At 69.1% G+C, this 13,220-nt stretch carries 12 protein-coding genes; 5 read left to right on the forward strand and 7 right to left on the reverse strand.

Annotation, left to right across the window (positions count from 1 at the left end):
• Nucleotides 1–121 precede the first annotated feature (121 nt).
• The 3 genes from LPN01_RS10500 to LPN01_RS10510 all read left to right on the forward strand — a co-directional run bounded on the left by LPN01_RS10500 (nucleotide 122) and on the right by LPN01_RS10510 (nucleotide 5,217).
• Complete coding sequence (locus tag LPN01_RS10500) at nucleotides 122–2,959, forward strand: M16 family metallopeptidase (protein WP_262828353.1); 2,838 nt, start codon at nucleotides 122–124, stop codon at nucleotides 2,957–2,959.
• Nucleotides 2,960–2,970: 11 nt separating this feature from the next.
• Nucleotides 2,971–3,267, forward strand: coding sequence for a hypothetical protein (locus tag LPN01_RS10505; RefSeq protein WP_262828354.1), 297 nt, complete (start codon nucleotides 2,971–2,973; stop codon nucleotides 3,265–3,267).
• Nucleotides 3,268–3,369: 102 nt separating this feature from the next.
• Complete coding sequence (locus tag LPN01_RS10510) at nucleotides 3,370–5,217, forward strand: DUF885 domain-containing protein (protein WP_262828355.1); 1,848 nt, start codon at nucleotides 3,370–3,372, stop codon at nucleotides 5,215–5,217.
• Nucleotides 5,218–5,446: 229 nt separating this feature from the next.
• Here the strand turns inward: LPN01_RS10510 and LPN01_RS10515 are convergent, their stop codons facing one another.
• The 6 genes from LPN01_RS10515 to LPN01_RS10540 form a co-directional block, all read right to left on the reverse strand.
• A complete protein-coding gene (locus LPN01_RS10515) occupies nucleotides 5,447–6,502 on the reverse strand; it encodes a 5-(carboxyamino)imidazole ribonucleotide synthase (protein ID WP_262828366.1) in 1,056 nt (351 codons plus the stop codon).
• Nucleotides 6,502–6,984 (reverse strand): 5-(carboxyamino)imidazole ribonucleotide mutase, encoded by a 483-nt coding sequence (gene purE / locus LPN01_RS10520; RefSeq protein ID WP_262828356.1) that lies wholly within the window; start codon nucleotides 6,982–6,984, stop codon nucleotides 6,502–6,504. Before purE ends, LPN01_RS10515 begins: the two co-directional genes overlap by 1 nt.
• Nucleotides 6,985–7,046: 62 nt before the next feature.
• Nucleotides 7,047–7,733 carry a 2,3-diphosphoglycerate-dependent phosphoglycerate mutase gene (gpmA, locus tag LPN01_RS10525; RefSeq protein ID WP_262828357.1) on the reverse strand — a complete coding sequence of 229 codons (687 nt, stop codon included), beginning with the start codon at nucleotides 7,731–7,733 and terminating at the stop codon, nucleotides 7,047–7,049.
• Nucleotides 7,715–8,194: a GNAT family N-acetyltransferase gene (locus LPN01_RS10530; RefSeq protein ID WP_262828358.1), complete on the reverse strand. Its 480-nt coding sequence runs from the start codon at nucleotides 8,192–8,194 to the stop codon at nucleotides 7,715–7,717. The genes gpmA and LPN01_RS10530 overlap by 19 nt, the downstream gene beginning before the upstream one ends.
• Complete coding sequence (locus tag LPN01_RS10535) at nucleotides 8,194–9,303, reverse strand: M14-type cytosolic carboxypeptidase (protein ID WP_262828359.1); 1,110 nt, start codon at nucleotides 9,301–9,303, stop codon at nucleotides 8,194–8,196. Before LPN01_RS10535 ends, LPN01_RS10530 begins: the two co-directional genes overlap by 1 nt.
• Before the next feature lie 28 nt (nucleotides 9,304–9,331).
• Nucleotides 9,332–9,937: a DUF4136 domain-containing protein gene (locus LPN01_RS10540; protein ID WP_262828360.1), complete on the reverse strand. Its 606-nt coding sequence runs from the start codon at nucleotides 9,935–9,937 to the stop codon at nucleotides 9,332–9,334.
• A gap of 135 nt (nucleotides 9,938–10,072) precedes the next feature.
• On the opposite strand from LPN01_RS10540, the gene ykgO reads away from it, so the two are divergent.
• Together ykgO and LPN01_RS10550 are read left to right on the forward strand one after the other, a co-directional pair.
• The gene (gene ykgO / locus LPN01_RS10545) at nucleotides 10,073–10,198 is read left to right on the forward strand and encodes a type B 50S ribosomal protein L36 (protein WP_003046794.1); all 126 of its coding nucleotides are present in this window, start codon (nucleotides 10,073–10,075) and stop codon (nucleotides 10,196–10,198) included.
• Nucleotides 10,199–10,203: 5 nt separating this feature from the next.
• Complete coding sequence (locus LPN01_RS10550) at nucleotides 10,204–10,818, forward strand: HAD family hydrolase (protein WP_262828361.1); 615 nt, start codon at nucleotides 10,204–10,206, stop codon at nucleotides 10,816–10,818.
• 259 nt (nucleotides 10,819–11,077) lie between these two features.
• Here the strand turns inward: LPN01_RS10550 and LPN01_RS10555 are convergent, their stop codons facing one another.
• A complete protein-coding gene (locus LPN01_RS10555; protein ID WP_262828367.1) occupies nucleotides 11,078–13,180 on the reverse strand; it encodes a RelA/SpoT family protein in 2,103 nt (700 codons plus the stop codon).
• Nucleotides 13,181–13,220 lie beyond the last annotated feature (40 nt).

Here is a 13,220-nt window from a genome sequence, read left to right on the forward strand (position 1 = left end):
CGGTTGGTTCCGGGAGGTCGCCGGACCGAGAAAAACACACGCGGTCCGCTTGCCAGTATTGGCGCCGGTGTTATGCTCGGCCAGCACAGTCGTTCAAGACCATTCGGGGACCACGGCCATCATGACGAAGTTTCTTGCGCTCGCCGGCGTAGCATCGCTGGCGTTCGTCGCACCGCTGCACGCGCAGACGACGCCGCCCGCGCCCGTGAAAGCGGCGCCGGTATCGGCCCTCGTCAAGGCGATCGACATTCCCTTTCAGCAGTTTACGCTGAAGAACGGGTTGCGCGTCGTCGTCCATACCGATCGCAAGGCGCCCGTCGTGGCGGTCAGCGTGTGGTACGACGTCGGCTCGAAGCACGAACCCAAGGGCTCGACCGGTTTCGCGCACCTGTTCGAACACCTGATGTTCAACGGGTCGGAAAATGCGCCGGGCGATTTCTTCGCGCCCTTGAAGCAGGTCGGCGCGACCGACTTCAACGGCACGACCTATTACGATCGCACCAATTATTTCGAGACGGTGCCGACCGCGGCGCTGCCGCGCGCGCTGTTCCTCGAATCGGATCGCATGGGCTATCTGCTCGGCGCGATCACGCAAGGGGTGCTCGACGAGCAGCGCGGCGTCGTCCAGAACGAGAAGCGACAGGGCGACAACCAGCCCTATGGCCTGCTCGACTATGCGGTGACCGAGGGGCTGTACCCGACGACGCATCCGTACGGGCACGACACGATCGGTTCGATGGCCGACCTCGATGCGGCCAGCCTCGACACCGTCAAGACGTGGTTCCGCAGCCATTACGGCCCGAACAACGCGGTGCTGGTGCTCGCCGGCGACATCGACGTCGCCACCGCCCGGCCGCTGGTGGAAAAGTATTTCGGCGGCATCGCGGCAGGGCCCAAGAGCGTGCTCCCCGCCGCGCCGGTGGTGACGCTGCCGGCGGCGAAGGCGGTGACGCTGAAGGATCGCGTCGCCGCGACGATGGTCACGCGCAACTGGTCGGTGCCCGGCCTCAACGACAAGGATGCCGCCCCGCTCGAGGTCGCGGCCGGCGTGCTCGGCGGCATGGCGTCGTCGCGCTTCGCCAACGAGCTCGTCCGCAAGGAAAAGCTGTTCACGCAATTGTCCGCCGACAACAGCGCCTTCGCGCAGGTCGGCACCTTCACCATCCAGGGGCTGGTGCGTCAGGGCGTCGATCCGGCGCTGGCGGCGAAGCGGCTGGACGAGGTGACGGCGGACTTCCTGCGCACCGGCCCGACCGCGGACGAGGTGTCGCGCTTCGTGACCAGCCGCGTCGCGGGGCGTGTGCGCGGGCTGGAGGCGGTCGGCGGCTTCGGCGGCAAGGCCGTCGCGCTGGCGGAGGGCGCGCTCTATTCGAACGACCCGGGCTTCTACAAGAAACAGCTTGCCGCGCTCGCGGCGCAGACGCCGGCGAGCGTCAAGGCCGCGGCGGACCGCTGGCTGGCGCGCCCGGTGCTGGCGATCACCGTCGTTCCCGGCGCCCGCGATGCCTATGCCGAGGCGCAGGTGCCGCCGAAGAAGGACGTCGTCGCCGCCCCCGAACAGGCCGTGAAGGGCACCCGCGGCACGATTCCCGCGGTCGGCCCCGTCACCGCGCTGACCTTCCCCAAGGTCGAGCGCGCACGGCTGTCGAACGGGATCGAGCTGGTCTATGCGCAGCGGGCCGCGGTGCCGGTGACGCAGGCGGTGCTGAGCTTCGATGCCGGCTATGCCGCCGACGTGCCGGGCAAGCTCGGCACGCAGCAGGTCGCGCTGATGATGCTCGACGAGGGCACCGAACATTACGACGTCAATGCGCTCGCCGAGGCGCGCGAGCGGTTGGGGATGCAGCTGGGCGCGGGCAATGGCAACGACCGCAGCACGCTGTCGATGGGCGTGCCGAGCGCCAATCTGGGCCCCGCGCTCGACCTGTTCGCCGAGGTCGCGCGCCGTCCCGCCTATGCCGATGCCGAGGTCGCCCGCTTCAAGGCGCAGCAGGTCGCGCAGATCCAGCAGGAGCTGACCAATCCGGGTGCGCTCGCGCAGCGGATGACGACGCGCGTGCTCGCCGCCGGCTCGCCCTATGAAAAGGCGCAGGGCAGCGGCGATCCCGTGGCGGTTGCGGCGTTGACCCCCGCCGATCTGCGCAGCTTCCAGCAGACGTGGTTGCGGCCCGAGAAGGCCAAGCTGTTCGTCGTGTCCGACCGTCCGCTGGCCGAGGTGCAGGCCGCGCTCGAATCGCGCTTTGGCGACTGGAAGGGAACCGGCGCGGCCGGCACCAAGGCGTTCGGTGCGGCGCAGGCGCCGATCCGGCCCGGCATCGTGCTGATCGACCGGCCCGACAGCCCGCAGTCGATGATCGTCGGCGGCCAGCGCACCGGGCTGAAGGGCACCGACGACCTGCTCGTGCTCAACACCGTCAACGATGCGCTGGGCGGCAGCTTCCTCAGCCGCATCAACATGGACCTGCGCGAGGAAAAGCACTGGTCCTATGGCGCGGGCGGCGGGTTCCAGACGTCGGAATATGCCGCGCCCTATGTGATGCGGGCGGGCGTGCAGGCGGACAAGACCGGGCCGTCGCTCGCCTCCGCCCGCGACGACATCGCGCAGTTCGTCACCACCAAGCCGATGACCGAGGCGGAATTCGGGCTCGCGATCAACGGCGCGATGCTCCAGCTGCCCGGCCAGTTCGAAACGTCGCAGGCGGTGCTCGGCGCGATGCAGCAGAACGACCTGCTGAAGCGACCCGACGATTATTATGCATCGATCACCACGCGATACCGTGCGATGACGCTGCCCGAGCTGCGCGCCGCAGCGGCGCGGACGATCGATCCCGCCAAGATGACCTGGGTCGTCGTCGGCGATGCCGCCAAGGTGAAGCCGCAGCTTGACAGCCTGGGCCTGCCGGTCGAGGTCGTGCCGGCAAGCGCGGTCGCCGGTGGCGCCGCGACCACAGCCAAGTAAGGAGAGACACGATGGCAGACGTCGACGGCAGCTGGGACTGCACCGTGAAATCGCCGCTGGGCGACCAGAACCTGACGCTGACCGTGAACAGCGACGGATCGACCTTCACCGGCACCGCCTCGGGCGCGATGGGGTCGAGCGACGTGAGCGGCGAGGTGTCGGGCAACACGATCACGTGGAAGCAGCAGATGACCGTGCCGATGCCGATGACGCTCGATTGCGAGGCGACCGCGGACGGCGACACGCTGACCGGCACGGTCGGCGCGGGCGCGTTCGGCAGCTTCCCGCTGTCCGGCAAGCGCGGCTGATCCGCGCACGTCCTTGATCCCGGCGCGATAATCGCGTCACATGGCGGCCCGCCTTCCCCGTGGGGGAGGGCGGGCCGTTTTGCATTCCGGGGGTCTGCCGCCATGAACCGTTTCCTGTCCGACGCCGATCCGCGCGCCTCCGGCGTGCCGCGCCGCGCGGTCCTTGCCGGCGGTGCCGCGGTTGCCGGCGTCGCGGCGCTGCCCGCGGCGGCTGCGGCTACCGGGGCGGAAGCCGCCCTCGACGCCGCGTTCGACGATTTCGTCCAGGCGCAATTGCGGCGCAGCCCCGAATTCGCGACCAACCTGGGGCTCGATACCGGCGCGAATGCCGATCTGCGCGCGCGACTGTCGGACCAGTCGCTCGCCGGGGTGGCGGCGGCGAAGGCGGCGACGCGCGACGAACTGGCGCGGCTGAAGGCGATCGACCGCGCCGCGCTGAGCCCCGAACGTCGCATCGACCTGGACTGCGCCCTCTACACCCGCGAAAGCGCGGCGCGGACGCAGGCGTTCGATTTCGGCGGCTCCGCCTATGGCCCCAGCCCCTATGTCGTGTCCCAGCAATCGGGCGCCTATCAGTCGGTCCCCGACTTCCTCGACACCAAGCACCGGATCGAGACGGCGGGCGATGCCGACGCCTATGTCCGCCGCGTCGCGGCCTTCGCCGAGCAGATCGATGCGCAGACCGGGCGGATGCGGCGCGACGCCGGCGCGGGCGTGGTGCCGCCCGACTATATCCTCGACCTGGCGCTGGCGCAGATGGCGAAGCTGCGCGTGCCCGCCGGCGACGCGCTGGTCGTGCAGTCGCTGCGCCGCCGTGCCGCCGCGAAGGGGCTGGGCGATACCGCCGCGGCGCAGGCCGCAAAGCTGTGGGAGGGGCAGGTGCTGCCCGCGCTCGACCGCCAGATCGCGGCGGCGCGTGCGATGCGCGCGGTGGCGACGCACGATGCCGGCGTCTGGAAGCTGCCGCAGGGTGCTGCCTTCTACCCCGCCGCGTTGCAGGCCAACACCACGACCGCGCTGTCACCCGAAGAGGTCCACCGCTTCGGCCTCGATCAGGCGCGCGCGCTCGATGCGCGGCTCGACGCCGAATTGCGCAAGCTCGGCTACAGCAAGGGGCCGGTCGGCGCACGCATGGCGGCACTGGGGCGCGACCCGCGCTACCTCTATCCCAACACCGACGCGGGCAAGGTGCAGGCGATCGCCTATTGCAACGACCGGCTCGCCGCGATCCGCACCCGCCTTCCCGCGGTGTTCGAACGCATGCCGACCTATGCGTTCGAGGTGCGCCGCGTGCCGCCGCAGACCGAGGCGGGCGCGGCGGGCGCCTTCGCGCAGGCGCCCTCGCTCGACGGATCGCGCCCCGGCCTCGTCTATTTCAACCTGCGCGACAGCGCGGATTGGCCGAAGTTCGCGCTGGCGACGACGACCTATCACGAAGGATTGCCGGGGCATCAGATGGACAGCGGGCTCGCGCTCACCAACACGCGGCTGCCGCTGATCCGCAAGCTCGGGGGCTTTTCCGGGTTCGGCGAAGGCTGGGCGCTCTACGCCGAACAGCTCGCGGACGAGATCGGCATGTACGACGACGATCCCGCCGGCCGTTGCGGCTATCTGGTCGCACAGCTGTTCCGCGCCAACCGCTGCGTCGTCGACACGGGCCTGCACCATTATCGCTGGAGCCGCGAGAAGGCGGTGCAATATTTCATCGACGCGCAGGGCGATACCGAAGGCGACGCGGGGCGCGAGATCGATCGCTACACCGTCAACCCCGGTCAGGCGGCGAGCTACAAGCTCGGCCACGCCACCTTCGTCGCGATCCGCGACAAGGCGAAGGCGCGGATGGGCGCGCGCTTCGACCTCAAACGCTATCACGGCGCGATGCTGGCGAACGGCCGCGTGCCGCTCGACGTGTTGCGCACCATCGGCGACGACTGGATCGCGAAAGGCTGAGGGTGCGACGCATACCGTTACCGGTCTTCGCTGTGTGAGGCGCTCGGACGCGGAGGGGAGGAAGACGGGATGTGTTCGCGCGGAGGCGCCGAGGACGCAGAGACGATGTGCTGGCGGCGGCGCCATCGGGTGTGACGACCGTCAGGAGGGAAGGGGCCGACAGGCGCCCTGTCCAATGCCTCTGCGTCCTCCGCGCCTCCGCGCGAACCGATAGACGAGGGTCGTCAGGTTACCGCGCGATGCGCGTGACATGCCCCATCTTGCGACCCGGTCGCGCACTGCCCTTGCCGTACAGGTGCAGGTGCGCGCCCGGTTCCGACAGCGCCGGCGCCCACGCATCGGTGCCGATCAGGTTTTCCAGGGTCACCCGCCGCCCGGTCAGCGCGGTGCTGCCCAGCGGCAGGCCGCAGATCGCGCGGATATGGTTTTCGAACTGTGACGTTTCCGCGCCCTCGATCGTCCAATGCCCGGAATTGTGCACGCGGGGCGCCATTTCGTTGAACACCGGCCCGTCGGCGGTTGCGAAGAATTCGCAGGCGAGCACGCCGACATAGTCGAGCTTCGCGGCGATGCGGCAGGCGAGGTCGGTCGCCTCGTCCGCCTGCGCCAGCATCGCCGGCGGCGCGGGCACGGTCGAGGTGCGCAGGATCGCGTCGACATGGACGTTGTGCGGCGGATCGTAGCGGACGGTCGTCCCGTCCTGCCCGCGTGCGATCAGGATAGAGAATTCGTGATCGAACGCGACGAACGCCTCCAGCACCGCCGGCCCGCCGATCGCGTCCCAGGCGGCGTCGGCGTCGGCGGGGCTGTGCAGCCGCACCTGCCCCTTGCCGTCATAGCCGAAGCGCGCGGTCTTGAGCACCGCGGGCGTGCCGACGTGCGCCAATGCGGCGTCCAGCGATTCGCGGCTGTCCACCGCGGCCCAGCGCGCCGGCCGGCCGCCGACCTGCTCGACGAAACGCTTTTCGGCGATCCGTTCCTGCGCCGCCGCCAGCGCGCGGGGGTGCGGATGGACCGGCACCCGCGCGGCGAGCCATTCGACCGGGGTCAGCGCGATATTCTCGAATTCGTAGGTCACGACGTCGCAGGCGGCGGCGAAGTCGGCGAGGACGATGCGGTTGTGATAGTCGGCGCGGGTCAGGCTGGACGCCGTCTGCGCGGCGACGCTCTCCCGGTCGGGCGCGAGGACGTGGGTGCGATAACCCAGCTGCGCGGCGGCGACGCCGAGCATCCGCCCCAGCTGGCCACCGCCCAGGATGCCGATCGTGCTGCCCGGCGCCAGCATCACGCGGGCTCGCGCGCGACCGCGTCGGTCTGCCGCTGCCGCCATGCCTGCAACCGCTCCGACAGCGCCGGATCGCCGGTCGCGAGGATCGCCGCGGCGAGCAGCCCGGCGTTGACCGCACCCGCCTTGCCGATCGCAAGGCAGCCGACCGGAATGCCGGCGGGCATCTGTACGATCGACAGGAGCGAATCCTGCCCCGACAGCGCCTTGCTCTGCACCGGCACGCCCAGCACGGGCAGGTGCGTCATCGCCGCCGCCATGCCGGGCAGGTGCGCGGCGCCGCCGGCCCCGGCGATCACCACCTTCAGCCCGCGCCCCGCCGCACCCTTCGCATAATCGTACAACCGGTCGGGGGTGCGATGCGCCGACACCACCTGCGTTTCGTGCACGACGCCCAGTTCGGCGAGCACGTCGGCGGCGCCGCGCATCGTGTCCCAGTCGGACGTCGAGCCCATGATGATACCGACCAGCGGATGTTCCATCGCGCGCACCTAGCGGGGGAGGGTGGGGAGGGCAATCGGGCGCGCCGATTGCCCCGGGCGGGTCAGCGCTCGCTGAGGTAGTAGCGGTCCGTCGCGACCAGCGCGTCGTCCAGCTCGTACACGATCGGCTGTCCGGTCGGGATCTCCAACCGGGTGATCGCGTCGTCGGGGATGTTGGACAGGTGCTTGACCAGCGCGCGCAGCGAATTGCCGTGCGCGGAGATCAGCACCCGCTGCCCGTCCCGCAGCATCGGTGCGATCCGGCTCTCGTAATAGGGCAGGACACGGGCGATCGTGTCCTTCAGGCTTTCGGTCTGGGGGATCGCGATGCCGGCATAGCGGCGATCCTGCGACAGGTCATAGGCGCTGCCCGGCTCCAGCACCGGCGGCGGAATGTCGAAGCTGCGGCGCCAGATGTGCACCTGTTCGTCGCCGTGCCTCGCCGCCGTCTCCGCCTTGTCGAGCCCGGTCAGGCCACCGTAATGGCGTTCGTTGAGGCGCCAGTCCTTTTCGGTCGGCAGCCACAATCGCCCCATCGCCTCCAGCGCGAGGTTGAGCGTCTTGATCGCCCGCGTCTGGAGCGAGGTAAAGGTCATGTCGAAATCGAGGCCGCGCGCCGCCATCAGCTCGCCCGCCGCGCGCGCCTCGGCGGCGCCCTTGTCGGTCACGTCGACGTCCCACCAGCCGGTGAAGCGGTTTTCGAGGTTCCAGCTGGACTGGCCGTGGCGGATCAGGACGAGGCGCGGCATCGGGACTCCCGGAGGTGGAGGGTGAGGAACTGGTTGTACGGACTGGGGCGATAGTCGGCGAAGGCGTCCGTGTCGACGAAGCCGGCACCGCGGTACAGCGCCACCGCGGGGGCGTGCAGCGCAGCGGTGCCGGTTTCGAGGCTGAGCCGGTGATAGCCGCGCGCACGGGCCTCCGCGATCACATGCGACAGCAGTGCGCGGCCGACGCCGGTGCGGATCGCCGTCGGCGCCGCCCGCATCGACTTCAGCTCGCCGTGCGCGGCGTCGAGCCGTTTCAGCGCGACGAAGCCCGCCAGCGCATCGTCGCGCCATGCGGTCCAGAAGGTGACGTCCGGCGCGGACAGGCCGGTAGCATCCAGCGCGAAAGCATAGGCGGCCATCTCGCCACGTACTTCGCGCAGATGGTGCGCGAGCAGCGCCGCGACGTGCGGCGCGGCCGGATCGTCGCGGCGGATCTCCATCAGATCTCGTCGATCATCGCGGTCAGCACCTCCAGGCACGATACGCCCAACCGGCGGCTGCGCTCCGGCGACCAGCCGAATTCGGCATCCGGATTGGGGTCGTGGTCCTTGAACGGCATTTCCAGCGTCACCGACACCGCACCGAACCGCTGCGCCAGCTGGTTGGTCGACATCGACAGGTTGGCATTGCCCGCGCTCGCCTTCTCATACCCCTTGCCGACCTGGAAATCGGGGGTGTGCGCGGCCAGCCGGTCGCCGAAGGCGTAGAATTTGGCGCCGTGATCGTCGGTCCAGTTGGGGATGCCTTCGTAGCCGGCGATGAAATTGGCGGGAATCGCCTCGTCGCCATGCACGTCGATCGCGAAGGCGACGCCGGTCTCGTCCATCGCATCGCGGACGCACAGAACTTCCGGACTGCGTTCGGGCGAGGGCGCGTGCCATTCGCGGTTGAGGTTGACACCCGCCGCATTGGTTCTGAGATGCCCGCGCCGCGTACCATCCGGGTTCATGTTCGGCACAACGTGCACCGTCGCCTTTGCCAGCAGCGGCGCGGCGGCGTCGCTGGTCAGCCAGTCGAGCGCGCCGTCCATCCACCATTCCGCCATCGATTCGCCGGGATGCTGGCGCGCGTACAGCCATACCGGCTTGGGCCCGTCGCCGATGCGCAGATAGTCGATCGCCTGCCCGTCGAGCGAGGTGCCGAGCTGGCGGTGCGTCACGCCGGGCCGGGCAGCAATGCGCGCCACCAGATCGTCGTGCATCTCCATCGTATAGGGCGCGAAATAGGCGAACCAGGCGAGCTCGCCATCGATGCTGTGATCGAACGACAGCACGCCGTCGTCGTAACGCGTATCGATCATCCGCCACGTGTGGCGATCGGCGCTCGCGCGCGTCCGATAGCCGGGCCAGCCGAACGGATAGGCGGAGGCACCCGCGTTGACGATGCGGAAGGTCAGCCGCCGCCCGTGCGCGCCGGCGACGCGGAAGTAGAACCACTGGAAGAAATCGGACTGGCGATCGGCGACGATTTCCAGATCGACGCGGTCGCCGTCGATGGCGACGACGCGGATGTTGCCGCCGTCGAAGGCGGCATTGATGCTGATGGTCATGGTGGTGCGTTTTACTCTGCTGGAACGGTTACTTGACGGTGATGGTGCGGCCCGAGGCACCGGGGAAGCCGGTGAACAGCGCGCGCGCGAGCTGCGCGGCCTGCTGGTCCGCGCCCTTGATGTCGCTGATGCCCTGCGCCTTGCCCTCCCAGACGGGCGACTGGTCGACGCGTCGCTTGATCGTCACCGACAGTTCCGCGACGAGCAATTGCGTCGGGCGGCGGCTGCCGATCGGAAAGCCGATGCCGCCACCCAGGCCGACGCCGCCACCGCCGCGCCGGTCGCCGCTGAACCCGCCGCCGCCGATGCCGATGCTTATCGGCGACTGGCGCGGCGGCCCTTCGCGGCTGGTGCGGGTGAAGCCGACGCTCGCGACGTAATCGGGCGTCGCACCCTGTGCGGGAACGCTATAGCCGTTCTTGAGCAATTCGCCCTGCACCGCGGCGGCATAGGTCTTGAATTCCAGGCTGGCCGGGGCGCCGCCCGACAGCGGCTCGACCGCGATCGTCCCGCGCGCGATCGGCTCGCCGAGGTGGTAGCGGACGACCTCCATCGGCGGCAGCGGCGCGGTGGTCGCGCAGCCGGCGAGCGCCGCGGCACCGATGCCGAGGGCCAGGAACGGACGGATGGTCATGACGGATGTTCACCTTTGCGACTGCCTGTGCGAAACGCTCTAACGCGCCCGGCGTTGCTTGACTATTGCGTGCCCGGGTCTTAGGCGCTCGCGCTTTCACCGACACCGTCAATTTCGAAAAGAAGCGAATCGATCATGAAGATCCGCAATAGCCTGAAGTCGCTCAAGGACCGTCATCGCGACAACCGCGTGATCCGTCGCCGCGGCCGCACCTACGTCATCAACAAGACCAACCGCCGCTTCAAGGCGCGCCAGGGCTAAGCCGCTTGGCGCTGCCCACGGCCGTCATCTTCGATGTCGGCCGGGTCTTGTACGACTGGGATCCGCGGATCCTCTACAGGCGCCTGATCGACGACGATCGGGCGCTTGATGCGTTCCTGCGCGACGTCGTCACGCACGAATGGCATTTCCAGCACGATGCCGGACGCGACTTCGTCGATACCTCGGCGGAGCTGGCGGCGCTGTATCCGCAGCACGCCGCGCTGATCGCCGCCTGGGGGCCGCGCTTCCTCGACAGCATCGGTGCGCCCGTCGCCGGCATGCCCGCGCTGGTCGACGAACTCGACGCCGCGGGCGTGCCACTGTTCGCGATCACCAACTTCAGCCATGAATTCTGGCCGCCGTTCCGCGCACGCGAGGCGGCGATGTTCGATCGCTTCCGCGACGTCGTCGTGTCGGGGGTGGAGAAGCTGGTGAAGCCCGATCCGGCGATCTACCGCCTCGCGCTCGACCGGTTCGGGCTGGAGGCGGCACGGACGGTGTTCATCGACGACAATGAAGCGAACGTCGCGGGCGCCCGCGATGTCGGCCTGATCGCGCTGCATTTCACCGACGAACCGACGCTGCGCCGCGACCTGATCGCGCTGGGGCTGCTGGCGTAACAGGGTTTCGCGGGCGCGCGGCGCGTGCTTCCCCGTGGTGCCCGCATCCGTCCGCATCGCCCCCGTGAGCCGCGAAACCCCTTGCACGACCGACACCCGGCCGCCGCCGGCACGATCGACGATGGCGCCGGGCGCAACGCCTTCGCGTCCTCCGCGCCTCCGCGCGAAATCCATTGCGCCACGAAACGGTCCGCCACCGCCGTCCGGTCGACGCGAAAGACGCTCCGGGCGCGCGGCGCGATGCGCGGGGCCCCCGTCGTCAGACCCGGTCGACCGCGTTCACCGCATCCGCCGCGCGCAGCGCCGCGAGCAGCCGCATCAGCTGGTGGATGTCGTGCACCTCGACATCGATGACGTTGGTGTGGAACATCGAATCGCGCGTATCGAGCCGTAGCGCGATGATGTTGGCGCGGTGCGCGCCGATGATCGTCGAGACGATGCCGAGCGCGCCCGGTTCGTTCTTCACCTGTACCGCGATCCGGGCGACGGCGCCGTCGCTCTTGTCGCCCCAGTCGACGTCGACCCAGTCGGTCTCGTCCGCGCCGCGCTCCGCCAGTTCGGCGAGTACCGGGCAATCGATCGCATGCACCTCGATCCCCGCGTCCGGGCGGCGCAGCCCGACGATGCGGTCGCCCGGCACCGGATGGCAGCAGGTGGCGAGGTCGAACGCCACACCCGCGGTCAGCCCCTTGATCGAGATCGCGCGCGACTGGGGCGCGAGCAGGCCGACGTCCGCCCCCGCCGATCCCGGCATCAGCGCCTCCATCACCGCCGCGTCCGACACGCTGCGCCGCGCGATCGCCGCCATCAGCGCCGCCTCGTCGGGGAGCTTCAGCCGCATCAGCGCATGGTCGAGCGCGTCGCCGCCCAGCGTCGCGGGCAGCCGCTGGACGATATCGTCGTACAGCTTGCGCCCCAGCGCGATCAGTTCGTCGCGTTCCTTGTGGCGCAGATGGCGGCGGATACCGGCCAGCGCCTTGCCCGTGATCGCGAAGTTGAGCCAGCCGGGCTGCGGCACCTGCCCCTTGGAGCGCAGCACCTGCACCTGGTCGCCGTTCTCGATCACCGTCGACAGCGGTACGACGCGGCCGTTGATCTTCGCGCCGACCGCCTGGTCGCCGAGGTCGGTATGAACCGCATAGGCAAAATCGATCGGCGTCGCGCCCTTGGGCAGCTGGATCAGCTCGCCCTTGGGGGTGAAGGCGAAGATGCGATCCTGGTACATCGCCATGCGGGTATGTTCGAGCAGCTCTTCGGGGCTGCCCGCGGTTTCCAGGATCTCGACCAGGTCGGCGATCCAGCTGTGCTGGCTGTCGGCGCGGACCTTCTTTTCCTTGTATGCCCAGTGCGCGGCGAGGCCGAATTCGGCCTCTGCGTGCATGTCGGGGGTGCGGATCTGGATCTCGATCCGCGCATTGTCGGCGTGGATCACCGACGTGTGGAGCGATCGGTAGCCGTTGCGCTTGGGGGTGGAGATATAGTCCTTGAACCGCCCCGGTACCATCGGCCAGCGGCGGTGGATGATCCCCAGCGTGGCATAGCAATCCTCGATCGTCGGCACGATCGCGCGGAACGCCATGATGTCCGACAGCTGTTCGAAGCTGATGTGGCGCTCGCTCATCTTGCGCCAGATCGAATAGGGATGCTTTTCCCGGCCGTTGACCTCCGCCTCGATGCCGGCGCGGCCGAGCAGCAGCCGGAGGCCGGAGGCGATCCTGGCGATCCGGTCGCCGCCCCCGGTCTTCAGCAGTTCCAGCCGCTTGCTGATCGATTCATACGCCTCGGGCTCGAGCTGTTCGAAGGCGAGCGTCTGCATCTCCTTCATGAACTCGTACATGCCGATCCGCTCGGCGAGCGGGGCATAGATGTCCATCGTCTCCTTCGCGATCCGCCGCCGCTTCTCGGGCTTGGGGATGTGATGGAGCGTGCGCATGTTGTGCAGGCGGTCGGCGAGCTTGACCAGCAGCACGCGGATGTCGTCGGACATCGCGAGCAGGAACTTGCGCAGGTTTTCCGCCGCGCGCTCGTTCTCGCTCTGCGCCTCGATCTTGGAAAGCTTGGTGACGCCGTCGACCAGCCGCGCGACGTTGGCGCCGAACAGCCGGGTGATCTCTTCCGGCGTCGCGACCGTATCCTCGATCGTGTCGTGCAGGATCGCGGTCGCGATCGTCTCGTCGTCCAGCCTCAGGTCGGTGAGGATGCCCGCCACCTCGATCGGGTGGCTGAAATAGGGGTCGCCGCTGGCGCGCTTCTGGGATCCGTGCGCCTGCATCGAAAAGACATAGGCGCGGTTGAGCAGCGCCTCGTCGGCGTCCGGGTCGTAGTCGAGCACGCGGTCGACCAGTTCATATTGCCGTAGCACGACGACCACATGGGGTAGGGCCGTACCGCTTTGCAACATA

The sequence above is a fragment of the Sphingomonas sp. A2-49 genome (assembly GCF_025548555.1).
Lineage (GTDB): Bacteria > Pseudomonadota > Alphaproteobacteria > Sphingomonadales > Sphingomonadaceae > Sphingomonas.